General features: G+C 61.1%; 16 protein-coding genes and 1 tRNA gene. 7 read left to right on the top strand and 10 right to left on the bottom strand.

The features are described 5' to 3' along the window. Positions 1-71: 71 nt before the first annotated feature. Positions 72-380 carry a septal ring lytic transglycosylase RlpA family protein gene (locus GNP00_RS18620; RefSeq protein ID WP_049764885.1) on the bottom strand — a complete coding sequence of 103 codons (309 nt, stop codon included), beginning with the start codon at positions 378-380 and terminating at the stop codon, positions 72-74. Between the two features lie 332 nt (positions 381-712). Here GNP00_RS18620 and GNP00_RS18615 point away from each other — a divergent pair, with 332 nt between their 5' ends. Then, positions 713-1357: an SH3 domain-containing protein gene (locus GNP00_RS18615; protein WP_011583267.1), complete on the top strand. Its 645-nt coding sequence runs from the start codon at positions 713-715 to the stop codon at positions 1355-1357. 132 nt (positions 1358-1489) lie between these two features. Here the strand turns inward: GNP00_RS18615 and GNP00_RS18610 are convergent. The 6 genes from GNP00_RS18610 to GNP00_RS18585 form a co-directional block, all read right to left on the bottom strand. Continuing rightward, positions 1490-1574 (bottom strand) — tRNA-Leu (locus tag GNP00_RS18610). Between the two features lie 63 nt (positions 1575-1637). Then, on the bottom strand, positions 1638-2441 hold the full coding sequence (locus tag GNP00_RS18605) for an ABC transporter permease (RefSeq protein WP_011583266.1): 804 nt from the start codon (positions 2439-2441) through the stop codon (positions 1638-1640). Further along, positions 2438-3319: an ABC transporter permease gene (locus tag GNP00_RS18600; RefSeq protein ID WP_166016205.1), complete on the bottom strand. Its 882-nt coding sequence runs from the start codon at positions 3317-3319 to the stop codon at positions 2438-2440. The genes GNP00_RS18605 and GNP00_RS18600 overlap by 4 nt, the downstream gene beginning before the upstream one ends. After that, positions 3312-4379, bottom strand: coding sequence for an ABC transporter ATP-binding protein (locus GNP00_RS18595; RefSeq protein WP_011583264.1), 1068 nt, complete (start codon positions 4377-4379; stop codon positions 3312-3314). Before GNP00_RS18595 ends, GNP00_RS18600 begins: the two co-directional genes overlap by 8 nt. Positions 4380-4426: 47 nt before the next feature. After that, on the bottom strand, positions 4427-5551 hold the full coding sequence (locus GNP00_RS18590) for an extracellular solute-binding protein (RefSeq protein WP_011583263.1): 1125 nt from the start codon (positions 5549-5551) through the stop codon (positions 4427-4429). A gap of 123 nt (positions 5552-5674) precedes the next feature. Next, on the bottom strand, positions 5675-6457 hold the full coding sequence (locus GNP00_RS18585; RefSeq protein WP_011583262.1) for a tetratricopeptide repeat protein: 783 nt from the start codon (positions 6455-6457) through the stop codon (positions 5675-5677). 151 nt (positions 6458-6608) lie between these two features. On the opposite strand from GNP00_RS18585, the gene GNP00_RS18580 reads away from it, so the two are divergent. The 3 genes from GNP00_RS18580 (at position 6609) to GNP00_RS18570 (ending at position 9245) form a co-directional block, all read left to right on the top strand. Beyond that, positions 6609-7976 (top strand): leucyl aminopeptidase family protein, encoded by a 1368-nt coding sequence (locus tag GNP00_RS18580; RefSeq protein WP_011583261.1) that lies wholly within the window; start codon positions 6609-6611, stop codon positions 7974-7976. Positions 7977-8037: 61 nt separating this feature from the next. Then, positions 8038-8388, top strand: coding sequence for a MarR family winged helix-turn-helix transcriptional regulator (locus GNP00_RS18575; protein ID WP_011583260.1), 351 nt, complete (start codon positions 8038-8040; stop codon positions 8386-8388). Then, on the top strand, positions 8385-9245 hold the full coding sequence (locus GNP00_RS18570; protein WP_011583259.1) for a C40 family peptidase: 861 nt from the start codon (positions 8385-8387) through the stop codon (positions 9243-9245). The genes GNP00_RS18575 and GNP00_RS18570 overlap by 4 nt, the downstream gene beginning before the upstream one ends. Before the next feature lie 93 nt (positions 9246-9338). On the opposite strand, the gene GNP00_RS18565 is transcribed toward GNP00_RS18570, so the two are convergent. The 3 genes from GNP00_RS18565 to GNP00_RS18555 form a co-directional block, all read right to left on the bottom strand. Beyond that, positions 9339-9893 carry a hypothetical protein gene (locus GNP00_RS18565; protein ID WP_157038143.1) on the bottom strand — a complete coding sequence of 185 codons (555 nt, stop codon included), beginning with the start codon at positions 9891-9893 and terminating at the stop codon, positions 9339-9341. A gap of 70 nt (positions 9894-9963) precedes the next feature. After that, a complete protein-coding gene (locus GNP00_RS18560; protein WP_011583257.1) occupies positions 9964-10668 on the bottom strand; it encodes a D-lyxose/D-mannose family sugar isomerase in 705 nt (234 codons plus the stop codon). Positions 10669-10739: 71 nt separating this feature from the next. Further along, the gene (locus tag GNP00_RS18555; RefSeq protein ID WP_011583256.1) at positions 10740-10976 is read right to left on the bottom strand and encodes an Lrp/AsnC ligand binding domain-containing protein; all 237 of its coding nucleotides are present in this window, start codon (positions 10974-10976) and stop codon (positions 10740-10742) included. A 143-nt stretch (positions 10977-11119) separates the two neighbouring features. On the opposite strand from GNP00_RS18555, the gene GNP00_RS18550 reads away from it, so the two are divergent. From GNP00_RS18550 to polA, 3 genes are all read left to right on the top strand, one after another. Next, positions 11120-11548, top strand: a complete 429-nt coding sequence (locus GNP00_RS18550; RefSeq protein ID WP_011583255.1) for a Fur family transcriptional regulator — start codon at positions 11120-11122, stop codon at positions 11546-11548. 60 nt (positions 11549-11608) lie between these two features. Further along, on the top strand, positions 11609-13027 hold the full coding sequence (gene gndA, locus GNP00_RS18545; RefSeq protein WP_011583254.1) for an NADP-dependent phosphogluconate dehydrogenase: 1419 nt from the start codon (positions 11609-11611) through the stop codon (positions 13025-13027). A 304-nt stretch (positions 13028-13331) separates the two neighbouring features. Continuing rightward, entirely contained in the window at positions 13332-16268 is a 2937-nt protein-coding gene (polA, locus tag GNP00_RS18540; RefSeq protein ID WP_011583253.1) for a DNA polymerase I, read from the top strand. The last annotated feature ends 123 nt before the right edge of the window (positions 16269-16391 follow it).

The following is a 16391-nucleotide window of genomic DNA, read 5'->3' as shown; positions in this document are numbered from 1 at the left end:
AAGCAAGTTTGAGCTCGAAATCGTCCAGCGCCAAGAGGCCAAGGCCACACTTTCTGCCGGCACGGGAGCGCTTAGTTTACCTCCAGGCAGACAGGGGTGTGTCCTGCACCCAGGAAGCCTAACTTTGCGGCCGCGGCCTTCGATAGATCGAGAATGCGCCCCCGAACAAACGGGCCGCGATCATTGATGCGCACCACCACGGCCTTTCCATTCCGCCGGTTGATCACCTTGATCTTGGTTCCAAAAGGAAGTTTCCGGTGCGCCGCGGTCATTGCGGCCGGATTCATGCGCTCGCCGGACGCAGTTTTGGACGTAAGCGCATACCAGGACGCGCTGCCGCATTGAGCGTGAGCCGTAGCCGGTATGAGCGCAAAAAGCATAGCGGCAGTAACAGCAAATGCGCCGCGTCGGCGCAGCAAGGATTTCATATTGTAGACCCCCAGGAGAATGCAGGTCCCGGTCCAATAAAAGCTAAATGAGGCAGAGAATCGGCGATAATGTGAAGGAGGATCGAGGTGCCAGACCGAATGAAGACATCTAAATCTGATTATACTAGCGGCTATGGAAGGATCACATTCATATTACGTTCATTTTCGATATGTGTACCTCTCTAATCGGAGAACGCATGAGTCTCTTCCCCTCCCGGGGCTAGGAACTGTCCCTCCCCAAAAAGCGTTCCAAAAAGGAAGAGATGCGGAATAGGAGCTTTACGATGAAAACCCGTCTTCTGCTGGCGGCTGCCGCGTTTGGGGCCGCGCTGGCGCTGCCCGGTGTTGCAGCGGCGGCCAACGCGTTCACAACCGGCAATGTCAATATGCGTGCCGGCCCAAGTACGCAGTATCCAAGAGTAATGACGCTTCCACAGGGCGCAGCCGTCGAGGTCTATGGCTGCACCAATGGCTGGAGGTGGTGCGATACGAGCTGGCGCGGCTATCGCGGCTGGGTCAGCGCATCTTACCTGCAAATGATGTATCGCGAACGCAGGGTCTATGTCCCGGAATATGCACCCCGTCTTGGCCTGCCCGTCATCACGTTCGAGTTCGGTTCCTACTGGGACCGGTGGTACAGCGACCGGCCCTGGTACCGCGATCGTGATCGGTGGCGTCGCGGGGACTGGGATCGCGACAGGCGGGACTGGGATGGCGATAGACGGGACCGGGACCGCGACAGATGGGACCGCGATCGCGATCGCTGGGAACGTGAGCGGGACCGGGAAAGGGTTCGTGTGCAGCCTCGGGAGCGTGACCGAGCAGAAGATAGACGGTCAGGCTTTGATATCCGCAGACGGGGCGACACCGGGCCACAGCGTGGCGAAGGCCCCGATAGATGTGGTCTTGCAGGGATAGTAAGGTGCTAAGCGCACCGCAGGTGTAAAGAGCCACTCGCGCCGCTCACATCCGAAGCGGCGCGATCAAGGCTGGCGAGCCTCGCAGAAATCGAACATTCTCTTGGAAGCAGAGTTGCGCCAGCCCTCCGAATCGATCGGGGCTGGTGCCCAGGAGAGGACTCGAACCTCCACGCCTCGCGGCACACGGACCTGAACCGTGCGCGTCTACCAATTCCGCCACCTGGGCTAGGTGCGCAGCCGATGTAAGCGGCGGCGCGACGACTGTCAACGCGGTTTCTTCGTTTTTCGTTCAGACGTCAATGGAGCTGCGCGAGCGCCGACGCACAACCTCATAGACGATCGCGCCGATAATTGTGACCGCAATCATGATAAGCGCCAAGGCGTTCACCGCAGGCGTCAGGCCCGTGCGCACCTTCGTCGCGATATAGACGGTCAGCGGTGTATCGAAGCCGCGCACGAAGAGCGTCGTGTTGTAGTTCTCGATCGACTGCAAAACCGCGAGAAACGCAGCCGCAATCAGCGCAGGCTTCAAAAACGGCAGCATCACGCGCCGGAACATCATGAACTTGGAGGCCCCGAGGCCGATCGCCGCCTCTTCCTGGGTGCGGTCAAAACGTTGCAGGCGGGCCGCAACCATCAGCATCACATAGCAGATGATGAAGCTTGCCTGTGCCAGCACGATCAGAAATATGCCGCCGCCAACGCCGAGTTGCCGCCACAGCACCAGAGTGGAGATGCCGACGACCACGCCGGGGGTGAGCAGCGGTGAAACCATCACCGCGTAAAGAAAGCTTCGCGCCCGCGCGTGGAGACTGGTCAGCATGAGGGCAGCTGCCGTGCCAATGGGGAGCGCTACAGCGACGACGAAGAAGGCAACGAGGATCGAAGTGCGGAGCGACTGCCACATGCCGGTATCTGCCGCCAACTGGTTGAACCAGTCGAGCGTCGTGCCCTGCCAGGGCGTGATAGTCGGAAAGCGGCTCGTGTTGAACGTCGCCGCCGCCATGATTGCGAGCGGGGCAAAAAGGTAGACAAAGAATGCCACGAAATAGAAGGCGAAGAGGCCGCGTGCGATGCGGTCGGCCGCGTTCATTTCGCCACGTCCGTCAGGTTCACGCGCGCGATCCGCAGCGTGACAAGCACAACCGTGAGGCACAGCACCAGCAGCACAAGCGCATAGGCGGCTCCACGATTCCAGTCACCGCCTTCGAAGAACCAGTTGTAGATGATCTCGGTGAACCATCGGCTTCCCGGCGCGCCTAGAAGGGCCGGCGCAACATAGCTTCCGGCGGCCAGCATGAAGGTGAAGACGCAGCCCGTGGCGATCCCCGCCTTCGCATGCGGGATCACGACACGCCAATGCGTTCGCCAGATGGAGGCGCCAAGGTCCCGCGCCGCCTCGATCTGCGATCTGTCGAGGGATTCGATCGCGTTGTAGATGGGGAAGAGCATGAAGAGGATATAGGCGTAGACCATGCCGGCAAGCACGCCGGCATCGCCATACCAGCGCATCGGCTGGTCGATGATGCCGAGTGCGAGAAGCACCGCGTTCAGCGGGCCGCGGAAAGCAAGCAGGATATACCAGGCAAGCGTGCGCAGCACCTCGTTGATCCAGAAAGGGATGGTGAGCGCAAGCAGCACCACGGCCGTATGGTTGGGGGTGGCGCGCTGCGCAAGCCAGTATGCCGGCGGGTAGCATACCACGAGCGTGAGGAAGGCGACCAGGGCGCTGGCCCATACGGTCTTGAAGAAGATGGTGCGATGGACGCTCTCATTGGCGAGATAGAGGATGTTGTCGAGCGAATAGACGTCGCGAGGCCCGCCGATCTCCGCCGGAAGCAGATTGGGCCGGAACGCGTAGTCGATCATCATGAGGTTCGGCGCGAGCACCATGCCGGCAAGCCAAACGGCCACCAGCGCCAGAAAAAGCGTTCCCAGTCCGCTGCCGAAACGCCGGTATAGCTCAGCCATCAGACAGTACCACCGCATTTGCAGGGCGGAAGCTGAAATCCGCGGGAGCGCCTATGGAAGGAGCGCCCGCAAGTTCCGTGCTCGGAATGGATGCAATGAGCATACTGCCGTCGGGAAGCCTGCCATGGGCCAGCGCAAACGCGCCCTCAAAGTCAATGCGCTCGATGGCGGCCCTCAGATAGCCGTCTCCGTCCGGCCGCTGCTCCAGCGCTTCCGGGCGGACATAGAGCTTCGCGGCCATACTGACGGACAGTCCATTGCCAGCGCGCCCACGCAAGGGGCCATATGCACTTTCAATGGTCGCGATCCCGTCGTCGATGGCGGTCACCTTCCCGGGAATCGCGTTGGTTTCGCCAACAAAGCGAGCGACGAAGGGGGTGGCAGGATTGTCGTAAAGTTCCCGCGGCGCGCCCACCTGCTGCAGAACCCCGGCGCTCATCACGGCCACACGATCCGACATGGCCAGGGCTTCCGATTGGTCATGCGTGATGTAGATGAAGGTGACTCCGGTGCGCTTCTGGAGGGCACGCAGTTCCGCACGCATGCGCTGCCGAAGCTTGAGGTCGAGCGCCGAAAGCGGTTCGTCGAGAAGCAGGACCTGCGGCTCGACCGCAAGCGCCCGAGCTATTGCCACGCGCTGGCGTTGTCCGCCGGACAGTTCGCCCGGCATCCGGTTCCCGAGCCCCTCGAGCGCGACCAGCTTCAGGAGTTCCTCGGCCTTTGCCTTTCGCGTGCGTTTGGCCACGCCGCGTGCCTCCAGACCGAAGGCGATGTTCTCCCAAACCGGCATAAGCGGGAAAAGAGCGAGTGACTGGAAGATCATTGCGGTCGGGCGCTGATCGGGCCCGAGCCCTCTCATGTCGCGCCCGCCGATAAGGATCGTTCCTTCGGTCGGTTCCAGGAATCCCGCGGTCATGCGCAGGATCGTCGTCTTGCCGCAGCCCGAAGGCCCGAGGATCGAGAAGAATTCTCCGCCGCCAACGGTGAAGGAAACATCCGAGACGGCCCGGGTTTGGCCGAAGGCCATGCCGATGTGATGCAGCTCTACAGATTGTGACATTATCGTCCGGAAGGTGGCGAGGGCGGTTTCCCGCCCCCGATAACGCGTCAGGCCGAAAGGAACCGGTCCTGATATTCGTTGCGCTTGGCGACGTACCAGCTCTCCTGGATCGGCCACCACCAAAGCTTCTCCAGCGCATCGCCTGGATAGGCGGCGGCAAAGAAGCCCTTGGCCTCGTCCGAAATCAGCTGCTCGGCGCCGACCGCGGTCGAATTGATGGATGTGGCGTTGGTGTACATGGCGCCGGCCTCCGGCGTCAGGAACCAGTTGATAAAGGCATAGGCCTGCTCGATATTTTCCGCCCCTTTCGGGATGGCGATCCCCTCCATCCAGGCCAGCGCGCCTTCCTTGGGGGCGATAAAGCCGATGGGCAAGCCCTCTCTAGCGAGGGTGGCGGCAGTCGAATCCCAGGTCTGGCCGATGGCGCAGCCATTGACGCGGAATGCGCCCTGCGCCTCGTTCTCGTTCGACCAGAACTGGGCGATGTTGGCTTTGCGGGTGATCGCCTCGGCGAGGATCACATCCCAGATCTTCACCATGTTTTCTTCGGACTTGTAAGCTTCGATATAAGGCATAGGCAGCTTGCCTTCGCTCTCCATCCAGAGGCCGAGGCCAGTGAGACCCGAATGGCCGCGCACAGTGGCCTTGCCCTGCATCTCAGGCTTCCAGATATCGCCATAAGAAGCCGTGCCGTATTCGAGAGGCGCCTGATCCTTGTCGAAGGCGATCGCCTCCGTGCCCCAGTCAGTGGGGACCTGGTAGCGCTTGCCGCCGATGACGGCGCCCAGGTTCTTGGAATTTTCCCAAGCGCTCGGCAGGCATTTCGCCACCTCGACCTTGGATTCGTCGATGGGCTGCACGAGGTCGAACTCGACATAGTTGGGCACGCGGTCGACCGTCGGCCAGATGATATCGAAGCCTGCGCCATTATTGGCGCGCAGCTGGTTCAAAAGCTCGTCATTCGTGCCGTAGGGTGTGTAGTTCGCCTTTATGCCGGTCGTGTTCTCAAAAGCGCCGAGCATGTCGTCATTCAAATAGCCGGCCCAGGCAAAAATGTTGACCGTGCCGGAGGAGCCCTGCGCGTAAGTGCGCGAGATGAAAGGGGCAGCCAAGGCCATGCCTGCGATGGATGTCAAACCCTTGCCGAAACGGCGCCGTGTGATCGGATTCATTGGTAACTCTCCCCTTCAAACCCGTTGCTTGGTGCGCGCAGCGGTTACGCCCGCCATGTTACACCCAGATGAAAGGCGAGCAATGAAAATACGCGAGGTGGAGAATGCCGGCAAAGTACTGGCCTAAATGGCGTTCGCGGCGTCCTCGCGGGCGATCTCGGACCAGCCGTCGCGCTGGGCGATCATTGCGCGCAGGTAAGCGACATTGGCCTCGGCCTGTTCGGGCGAGAGCTCCCGGCGAGCGATGGCTTCCGCGTCATTAAAACGGCCCTGAAGGCCAACCACCAGCGCCAAATTCTGCCTCACACGGCTGTCCGCACCGGGGGCGGCCACTGCCTTGGCCATGTAGATTTCGGCGGTCTTGAGATCACCCTGCAGCAGATAGGACATGCCCAGGTTGGAAAGCACGGAGGCCTCGTCCGGCCGCAGGTCGAGAGCGCGCCGGTAAAGCGCGCGCGCCTCGTCCGGCTTGCCCAACTGATCTAGAATTGCGCCTTCCGCCGAAAGAAGCCTCCAGTCAGGATATTCCGGCGTCTGGGCACGACGGATCGCATCAAGCGCCGGCTCCAACTCGCCAACCGCGGCAAGGGCCTTGCCATAAGCCGCCAGCACATCCCGGTCCTTCGGATGGTCTATGGCCAGTTTGCGCATCACGGCTAGGGACTGATCTGCGCGTCCGCTCATCTGAAGAATGTTCGCGTAGCGCAGCGCCACGGCCTTGTTCCTGGGATCACGGACGTAGAGCTTGCCGACGCTATCGGCCGCCGCCTGGAGATCCCGCGCGGACATCATGGCGACGTTCTGCTGCGAGGGAGCTCCCGTCGAAGCGGTGGTTTGGGCGCTCACCGCCTTTCGGGCCGTTTGTGAGCAGCCGGCGAGCGCGCCGGCCAAAGCAAGGGCTATCATTGCCGAGACGACCCGGCCCCTTCGCACCTTTCCCCGCATAGGCTTTGGCCCCCGTAATCCCCTTATTGGCAAAGACGCCGCCTTTCCACCGCCAGAGGTAATCTGTTAACCCTAATGGAGTGTTAATTGACTGCCGAACAGGACGCCGCCAATGCCCCTAAACCTCACGGACCGCAAAGTGCCCGCTTCATTGCCTGTCTATGTCGCTGCCGGCGGCGCCCTGGAGGAATCCGGCGCGGACGCGGCCGCCTGCGCGTGGGCGCGCTCACATGGATTTTCCGGGGCGGAAGGAGCAGTGCTCACCTTCCCCAGCCGGGACGGTGCGCTGGCAGGAGCTTTCTTCGGCATTGGCGGCAACGGCTCCTCGCCGCTCATTTACGGCAAGCTCGCCCGTGCACTGCCGGGTGGGGATTGGCACTTCGCTGTTCCCCCCAAGGACCCGCAGCTTATGGCCGTTGCCCTTCTCCTGGGCGGTTATGCCTTCACTTCCTACGGCGCGAAGCCAACGGCCGACATTCGCTTCCTCGTGCCGGAAGGCGCGAGTGCGGACGAGGCCCGCCGGGTGGCGGCGGGCGTGTTCCTGGCCCGCGATCTCGTCAACACACCGACGAACGATCTGGGGCCAGATGCATTGGAACGAGCCGCGCGGGAACTTGCCGAGACGCATGGCGCTGCCTTTGCCTCGGTCGTTGGCGAGAATCTTCTGCAACAGAACTTCCCCATGATTCACGCTGTCGGCCGCGCAAGCGCCATTGCGCCCCGGCTTATGGACATGCGCTGGGGAAAGGAAAACGCGCCGAAGGTGACCCTCGTCGGCAAGGGCGTGTGTTTCGATACTGGCGGGCTCGACATAAAGACGTTGAGCGGCATGCTGCTCATGAAGAAGGACATGGGCGGGGCAGCCAATGTGCTGGGCCTTGCATCCATGATCATGGCCGCAAACTTGCCGATCCGGCTTCGGGTCCTGATCCCCGCCGTTGAAAATTCCATCGCCGGCAATGCCTTCCGCCCCGGTGACGTTTTGAGAAGCCGCAAGGGCATCACGGTCGAGATCGGCAATACGGACGCGGAGGGCCGGCTGATCCTGGCCGACGCGCTTGCACTCGCCGACGAGGAAGAACCGGAGCTTCTGGTGGATATGGCAACGCTCACAGGCGCGGCGCGCGTGGCTTTGGGGCCTGATTTGCCGCCATTTTACACGCGCGACGATCTCTTTGCGTCCGCATTGGCCGCAGCGTCCAACCGGACGGATGATCCACTCTGGCGCATGCCGCTCTGGCAGCCTTATGCCGACAAATTGCGCTCCCGCATCGCCGACATAAACAATGTGACCAGCGACGGATTCGCGGGATCCGTCACGGCGGCTTTGTTTCTCCAGCGCTTCGTGGAGAGGGCGGCAACCTGGGTTCATTTCGATATTTTCGCATGGAACCCGACCGAGAAACCCACCTGCCCTGTTGGCGGCGAAGCGCAGGGTATCCGCGCGCTCTTCGCCTTGCTGCGTGAGCGGTATGGATAGGCTTTCGCGCGGGCGAGGAAAGGCGTAATGATACGGTCCCGAAACGAATTCGGACGTTCTGATGCCGGTTGTGCTTCGACCGATCCAGGCATTGAGGCTTTGGCAGCAGGTATGCCTGGCCGAGGTGCAAAATGAACTGCCGGATCTTGGAGAGCGGCAGCTTGCCATTCTGCTGACCATCTATCTCGACCCGCCGCCGCATACCGTACGAGGACTGGCGCAGAAGTTGAACGTGACGAAGCCTGTGATTACACGCGCTCTCGACAGGATGGGGGCGCTGAAGCTCGTATCTCGCCATCGCGACGATCATGACCGGCGCAACGTCCTTATCCGGCGCACCGTCGAGGGTGCGCTTTTCGTGGAGCGTTTTGGCGATGTCATCGTAGCCAAGGCGGAGGAGCTGCCTTTATGAGCAAGCCAGATCGTCGTCTGAATGCCTACAGGCCGGATCTGGCGGATGAGCGGCTTCGCGGGCAAGTGGATGCCGCGCGTTTCGTTGCCGGGCACCCCGCGTCCATTACCGCACCCGTGGTTGACGTGCATGCGACGCCCGATCAGGCCTCCGGCATCGACACGCAATTCCTTCACGGCGATTCGGTGCTGGTTTTCGATCGCCGTCAGGGCTGGGCTTGGGTGCAGGGAACCCGAGACGGCTATGTGGGCTATATCCGGGAATCCTCCCTCGGCGCCTCGGGCTTTCAGCATACGCATGTGCTGTCGGTCCCGCGCAGCTTCGTCTATCCCGAGCCGGAACTGAAAACCCCTCCGCTTGCAGCCTTCAGCATGGGCGCGCGCGTCATCGTGGTCGAGGAAGTGGAGAAGCGCGGAACGCGCTATGCGCTGCTGGCCTCCGGCGGCGCCATGGTTGCCGGACATCTGCGCCCGGTCGGCCAGCCGGAAAGCGATTACGTTTCAGTTGCAGAGAAATTTCTCCACACTCCCTATCTCTGGGGTGGTGCGAGCGGGTTCGGCATCGACTGCTCCGGCCTCGTTCAGCTCTCGATGTTCATGGCGGGCCGCCAGGCTTCGCGCGATACCGATATGCAGGCAAATTATCTCGGGACACCGGTTGATCCTGCAGAAGGACTGATACGGGGCGACCTGGTTTTCTGGCGAGGGCATGTGGCCATCATGACGGACAGCCAGACCATCATTCACGCCAATGGCTACACAATGTCGGTTTCATGCGAACGGCTTGCGGATGCAATCCGTCGCATCGAGCCTTTTTATGGAAAACCGACCGGCTTTCGCAGACCGGAACAGCCCTGACCGCCGCGCGGTGCATCCTTCAGGACGCGCAAAGCACGCCGCAGACGATGAGATATGCATAATGCTTTCAAATCCCGGTTTTCGGGCGATGCGTCAGCGCCTTTCGTCGCCGGTAACGAAGATCGTCGCGCGGTCATCCGTACCGAATTCCATCGCTACCACGTCCTGCAGGAGGATCTGCCGCGAATCAATCGCGTGGTAAAACATAGCGCTACCCTCGATTGAGTCGCGCAAGACTTCAATGTCGGCCTCGTGTTCCTCGATCGCCTTCTCAATGGCGCCCGTTTCCTTCCCAAGATCGGGGAGGAACACGATTTCGAGCTCATTGACGGTAAAGGCCTTACGCACGCGTTCGGCGCTATCCTGGGTCATTTGGATGGCGGTGAGGATGCGCTCCACCTGCGCGTTCTTCGTTGTCTCCTCCGTTTTCACATCGGAGCCGACGATGGCGTCGATCGATTCCTGGCTCTGCAATCCCTGAGCAAGTGGTTGCTGCGATATCGGCAGCAGCAGGAAGGTAAAAGCCGCAACGAGGAACAATGTTCTCTCAGCAAATCCAAGAGAAGCGGGCCGATCAATATCCGCACAAAGCATCTTTTCTCCTTGCAAGCGAACCAAGCAATTCAGTGACGGGAACGGCAGGCACACGAAACTGTTCCAACGGCGCAGGACGGTGAATTCCGTTCAGAGAAACATGTCAGCTTCGCGACGGCGGTTTTCAACCCGTTTCGGGATCAACTTCCAGCCACTGCGGGTAGTCGGATACGAGAAGGCGATATGGCTCCTCATCCTCCTCGATGCTGGAGAACCGGCCGATCGGCTCGGCAAAGATGTTGTCCGTCAGGTCATCATTGACGGTGGAGATTTCGCCGATCAGCACGTCTGATCCCTCACCCCAGAATTCATGCCAGACGCCAGGCAGGAGCGTAACGCTTTCGCCGGGAGAGAGCCGCAGGACTCCACCGGCGCCGAAGTGGCGAACGATTCCGTCGATCGGCACGGAAACCGGCGCCTCATAATCAATGCTGCCGTCGGGCGAGGGGGCATATAATTTGATGCACAGGCTGCCGCCGCCCCGATTGATGATGTCTTCGGCCTTGATGGCGTGACGATGCATGGGAGAGATCTGATCGCGGCGGGAGATCATGATCTTTTCGGCATAGAGCTTGCCGCGGCCCTCCTTCAGCGCCGCGGGATTCCCATTGCGCACAGTAAAGAGGAAAAGGCCCTTTTTGGCGAAATCGCCCGCTCCGTAGTCGGTGATGTCCCAGCCGAGCCGCGCGTCAACGATACCGCCGATTTCCGCGCGGCGCGCTTTCATTTCGGCCGGCGGCCAATCCGCGAAAGGCGGCATGGCATAGCCGAAAGAGCGGATGAGACCCGCGCCTTCCCGCAGGATGTCGTTGACCTTCGATCGTTTCATCGCAAGCTCCTCCTTCGAAAGGCGGGCAAGGCATTGGATGATACGAACCGCTCACGGAGAGCCGCGACCGATCAGAATGCCTTGAAAGTGAGCGTGGTCAGCGAGCGCACGATACCGGGCACATTCGCCACATTCTCATTTATGAACTTGCCGACATCCACGCCTTCATCGATATAGATTTTCAAAAGAAGGTCGTAGTCCCCACTCGTGGAATAGAGTTCCGAAGCGATTTCGCGCCTGTAGATTTCGTCGGCTACATCATACGTCTTGCCGGGCACGCACCGCAGCTGAACGAAAACGGGTCTCATCACGTCCCTTCCAAAACTCGTGGCGTTGGCGAAAAAGTCGGGCCTGTGCCGCTGCCTGTCAACAGGTTTGCGCTCGCGTGCGGCGGTGTTAAAGACCCGGCTGCGACTTTGCAACAAAGGCCGATTTAGCGCATAGTCTTATAATGAGTGAAACGGTGCCGAACAGGGTGAAATACGAGGAAAAGCTCCGCCGCGCCGGGATCCGGATCACTCGCCCCCGGCAGGTGATCCTGAGCATTCTCGCGCAGACGGAAGACCACCCGGACGCGATGGAGATTTTCAGCCGCGCCTCAGAGATTGATCCCAGCATCTCACTTTCCACAGTCTATCGCACCATGAAACTGCTCGAGGAACTTGGTGCCATCCACCGCCACGCATTCGAGGGCGGGCGGGCCCGCTTCGAGCAGGCAAGCCAACATCATGACCATTTGATCGATATCGATACCGGTGATGTGATAGAGTTCCATTCAACAAAAATCGAGGCGCTGCAGGACGAGATCGCCCGTTCGCTGGGTTACGATATCGTTCATCATAGGCTGGAGCTTTACGGCAGGAAGCGGCGACGCCGCTAGGCTACCGAAAAGCATGGGTTACTCTGCACGCCAGCGCACACAAGATGGGTCTGTCTTCATATGGAAAAAGCTGACATCGGTCTTATCGGTCTTGGGACCATGGGAGCCAATCTGGCCCTCAACATTGCCGAGAAGGGCTTCCGCATTGCCGTGTTCAACCGCACGACGGAGCGGACGCATGAATTTGCTCAGGAGGCGGGCTCCCTCGCCGGGAATATTGTGCCCTGCGACACGCTCCAGGCGCTTGTGGAGGGCATAAAACCGCCCCGGCCGATTATCCTGATGGTGCCGGCCGGCTCAGTGGTGGACGAGCAGATCGCGGCTCTCGACCCGCTGGTCGCACGCGACGATATCATCATCGATGCGGGCAACGCCAATTTTCGCGATACGCGCCGGCGCATGTTGGAACTCGCGAAAACCGGGCCCCGCTTCATCGGCATGGGCGTCTCTGGAGGCGAGGACGGCGCCCGCCACGGCCCATCGATCATGGTTGGCGGGCCGGACGAATCCTATCGGCGCATAGAACCGGTCCTGGAGGCGATCGCCGCGCGCTATGAGGGCGAGGCTTGCCAGGCCTGGCTTGGACCAGACGGCGCCGGCCATTTCGTAAAAACCATTCATAACGGCATCGAATACGCCGATATGCAAATGATCGCCGAGATCTACGGCATCCTGCGCGACGGCCACGGGCTTCAGGCCGGCGAGATCGCTCCGATTTTCGCGCAGTGGAACGACGGGCGGCTCAATTCCTATCTGATCGAGATCACAGCCAAGGTCCTCGAGGCGAGTGATCCCGATACGGGAAAGCCCATCGTGGATGTCATCCTGGACCGCGCCGGACAAAAGGGCACCGGCCGCTGGTCTGCCATTGAGGCGCAATCGCTGGGCATCCCCGCAACGGCGATCGAGGCCGCCGTTGCCGCGCGCAGCCTCTCCGCCTTGAAAGCTGAGCGCGAGACAGCCGAAAAGCGCTACGGCAGCCTCGCCGCCGCCATGGCGGGATCACCGGGCGCGGACGAGCTGGCGACCCTGGAGGCGGCGCTCTTCGCAGGCAAGATAGTCGCCTATGCCCAGGGTTTCTCCGTCATGGCCGCCGCATCGCGGGAGTTCGGCTGGAATCTGCCGCTCGGCACCATCGCGCGGATTTGGCGGGCAGGCTGCATCATCCGCTCGCAGTTCCTCGGTGCAATTGCCGAGGCTTTCGACGGCGCACCGGAGACGGACAACCTGCTGATGACGGAGGCGTTCTCTCAACATATGGAAGCCGCTCATCCGCGTCTGCGGCGCGTTGTCGCCAAAAGTGCGGAGGCGGGACTTCCCGTACCGTCGCTTTCGGCGGCTCTCGCCCATTTCGATACGTTCCGCCGCGGGCGGGGCACAGCGAATCTCATCCAGGCGCAACGCGATTTCTTCGGCGCTCACGGTTTCGAGCGCGTGGACAGCGAAGGCAGTCATCACGCATCCTGGAAGCGGGACTAGGCGGCAAAAAAGTGCCGCCGTGGTGGAGGGGAACCACGGCGGCCTTATATTATGTGCGGCAGCCCGGAGAGGGGGATAAGGCTGCCGCTTTTATGTCCGGTTCGGCGGGGGACGAGCCTTTCCGGACTTCGGCGAAAAATATTGCCGATACAGGATATGTTGTTCGCTAAAATGGCTATTCAAGGGCCACGAGGTTACACTTTGTTAATATTTCGCGATCAGCTGCCAGGTTTTGGCGGTAGAGGCGATTGTTTCACGCCTTTGTGATGGACATGAAAGGGGTCGTCGCGCTACCCGTTGCGCCATGAAAAAAGGCGACCATCTCTTCCTCGTGGACGGCTCGGGCTATATTTTTCGGGCCTATCATGCGCTTCCCCCCCTCAACCGCAAGTCGGACGGGCTTCCAGTCAGCGCGGTTCTGGGCTTCTGCAACATGGTGTGGAAGCTGTTGCGCGACGCAAGGGATACGGCTGTCGGGGTCACACCCACTCATTTCGCTGTGATTTTCGACTACTCATCAAAAACCTTCCGCAGCAAAATCTATCCCGAATACAAGGCGAATCGCACTGAGCCGCCGGAAGACCTCATTCCTCAGTTCGGCCTCATTCGCGAGGCTACCCGCGCCTTCGATCTGCCCTGCATCGAAATGGAAGGCTACGAAGCCGACGACTTGATCGCCACCTATGCGCGCCTGGTCTGCGAGGCGGGAGGCGACACGACGATCATTTCTTCCGACAAGGATCTGATGCAGCTCGTAGGGCCGACTGTCTCCATGTACGACCCCATGAAGGACAAGGAGATCAGGGTTCCGGAGGTTGTCGAGAAATGGGGTGTTCCGCCGGAAAAAATGATCGACCTGCAGGCACTCACCGGCGATACGATCGATAATGTTCCCGGAGTGCCGGGGATCGGGCCGAAGACTGCCGCCCAGCTCCTCGAAGAATATGGGGACCTGGACACGCTGCTTTCCCGCGCTCATGAAATCAAGCAGCAGAAGCGCCGCGAAAACCTCATCGAATTCGCGGAAAAGGCCAGGATCTCGCGCGAACTCGTGCGGCTCAAAAACGACGTGACAGTGGAGATGCCGCTCGATGCGCTGGCCCTCAACCCGCCGGACGGGCCGAAGCTGATCGCCTTTTTGAAGGCAATGGAATTCTCCACTCTCACCCGCCGCGTGGCGGAGGCGACGGGAGCGGATGCCGCAGATGTCGAACCGGCATATATAGAAGTCCAGAAGGGCGCCGAGGCGCACGGACCTGACCTCACTGTTCCGGCAACGGGCATCGGCGAGCCTGGGGCCGAAGGGGAGGTGGCGCCGGAGAGGGACGACGGGGCCGAAACGCCGGAAAAGCTCGCCCGAAAGCTTGCCGACGCCGCCAGCCACGAGGCCTTCGATCACTCGCGCTATGTCTGCATTCGCGACCTGGAGACGCTGAACCAGTGGGTGGCCGAGGCGCGAGAGACAGGTGTTGTCGCTCTCGACACGGAGACCACATCGCTCGACCCGATGCAGGCCGAACTTTGCGGCATTGCTCTGGCGACGGCGCCTAACCGGGCGGCCTATCTCCCCCTGTCGCACAAAAACGGTGCGGAAGACCTGCTTGGCGGCGGCATGGTGGACGGGCAGATCAGGGTGGAGGAAGCCCTTGCGGTTCTGCGCCCCCTCCTCCAGGACCCCTCGGTACTGAAGATCGGCCAGAACCTCAAATATGACTGGGTGCTTCTTTACCGCCACGGCATCGAGATCGCGCCTTACGACGATACGATGCTCATCTCCTACGTCCTCGAAGCGGGCACTCAAGCCCACGGCATGGACGCGCTGGCCGAGCGCTGGCTGGGCCATACGCCTGTCTCCTACAAGGAGGTCACGGGTTCCGGGCGCTCGAAGGTCACGTTCGACATGGTCGGTCTGGAGCGTGCAACTGTCTATGCCTCGGAGGATGCCGACGTCACGCTCAGGCTTTGGAAGGTTCTGAAGCCACAGCTTGCCGCGAAGGGCCTCGTCTCCGTCTATGAGCGGCTGGAGCGCCCCATGGTATCGGTTATCTGCCGCATGGAGCATCGCGGCATCATGGTCGACCGGCAAATCCTGTCACGGATGTCCGGCGACTTTGCGCAAACGGCCGCGGCCATGGAGGAAGAGATATACCGGCTTGCGGGGGGCCGGTTCACTATTGGATCGCCCAAACAGCTTGGCGACATTCTTTTTGGGCGTATGGGCCTGCCCGGCGGCGCGAAAACCAAATCGGGCCAATGGTCCACCTCCGCGCAGGTGCTGGAGGAGCTGGCAGCCGCCGGCCACGAGCTGCCGAGAAAGATCGTGGACTGGCGGCAAGTCACAAAGCTCAAATCCACCTATACGGACGCGCTTCCGGGCTATATCCACCCTGAGACAGGCCGCGTCCACACCTCCTATTCGCTCGCTTCCACGACAACCGGCCGCCTTTCCTCCTCCGAGCCAAATCTGCAGAACATCCCGGTGCGCACACCCGAAGGGCGAAAGATCCGCACCGCCTTCATTGCCGCCCCCGGCTATAAGCTGATTTCGGCCGATTACAGCCAGATCGAGCTGCGCGTGCTCGCCCATGTGGCCGACATTCCGGAGCTGAAGAAGGCATTCGCGGAAGGTATGGACATTCATGCCATGACCGCCTCCGAAATGTTCGGCGTGCCGGTGGAAGGAATGCCAGGCGAGGTGCGCCGGCGCGCCAAGGCCATCAATTTCGGCATCATCTACGGCATTTCGGCTTTTGGCCTCGCCAACCAGCTCTCCATCCCCCGCGATGAAGCCGGCGCCTACATCAAGCGCTATTTCGAACGCTTCCCCGGCATCCGCGACTACATGGAACGCACCAAGGCCTTTTGCCGCGAGAAAGGCTATGTGGAAACCATCTTTGGCCGCCGCGCGCATTATCCGGAGATCCGCTCATCGAACCCGTCCGTCCGAGCGTTCAACGAGCGTGCCTCCATCAACGCGCCTATCCAAGGCTCCGCTGCCGACATCATCCGCCGCGCCATGATGCGGATGGAGGCGGCGCTGGCCGATTCGGGATTGGTCGACGTGAAGATGCTTCTGCAGGTGCATGACGAACTGGTGTTCGAAGCGCCGGAAGACGCGATCGAGCGGGCAATTCCGGTAATTCGCACGGTCATGGAGGGCGCGGCATGGCCCGCCCGATCGCTTTCAGTACCGCTGAAGGTGGACGCCCGCGCAGCGGACAACTGGGAAGAGGCGCATTAGCTCGGCCTCGGCCGATCCATTCTGTCGTTATCAAGCACCGTCCGTCGTTTTCCGGAGCAGGTGATTGATGGCTCGGGGGCTGTCTGATAAAAAGCGTCCCGCTTTTATCGCCCCTTCGAAGGC

Source organism: Chelativorans multitrophicus, assembly GCF_011317445.1.
GTDB classification, from domain to species: domain Bacteria; phylum Pseudomonadota; class Alphaproteobacteria; order Rhizobiales; family Rhizobiaceae; genus Chelativorans; species Chelativorans multitrophicus.
This window is presented reverse-complemented; position numbering and strand designations above follow the sequence as displayed.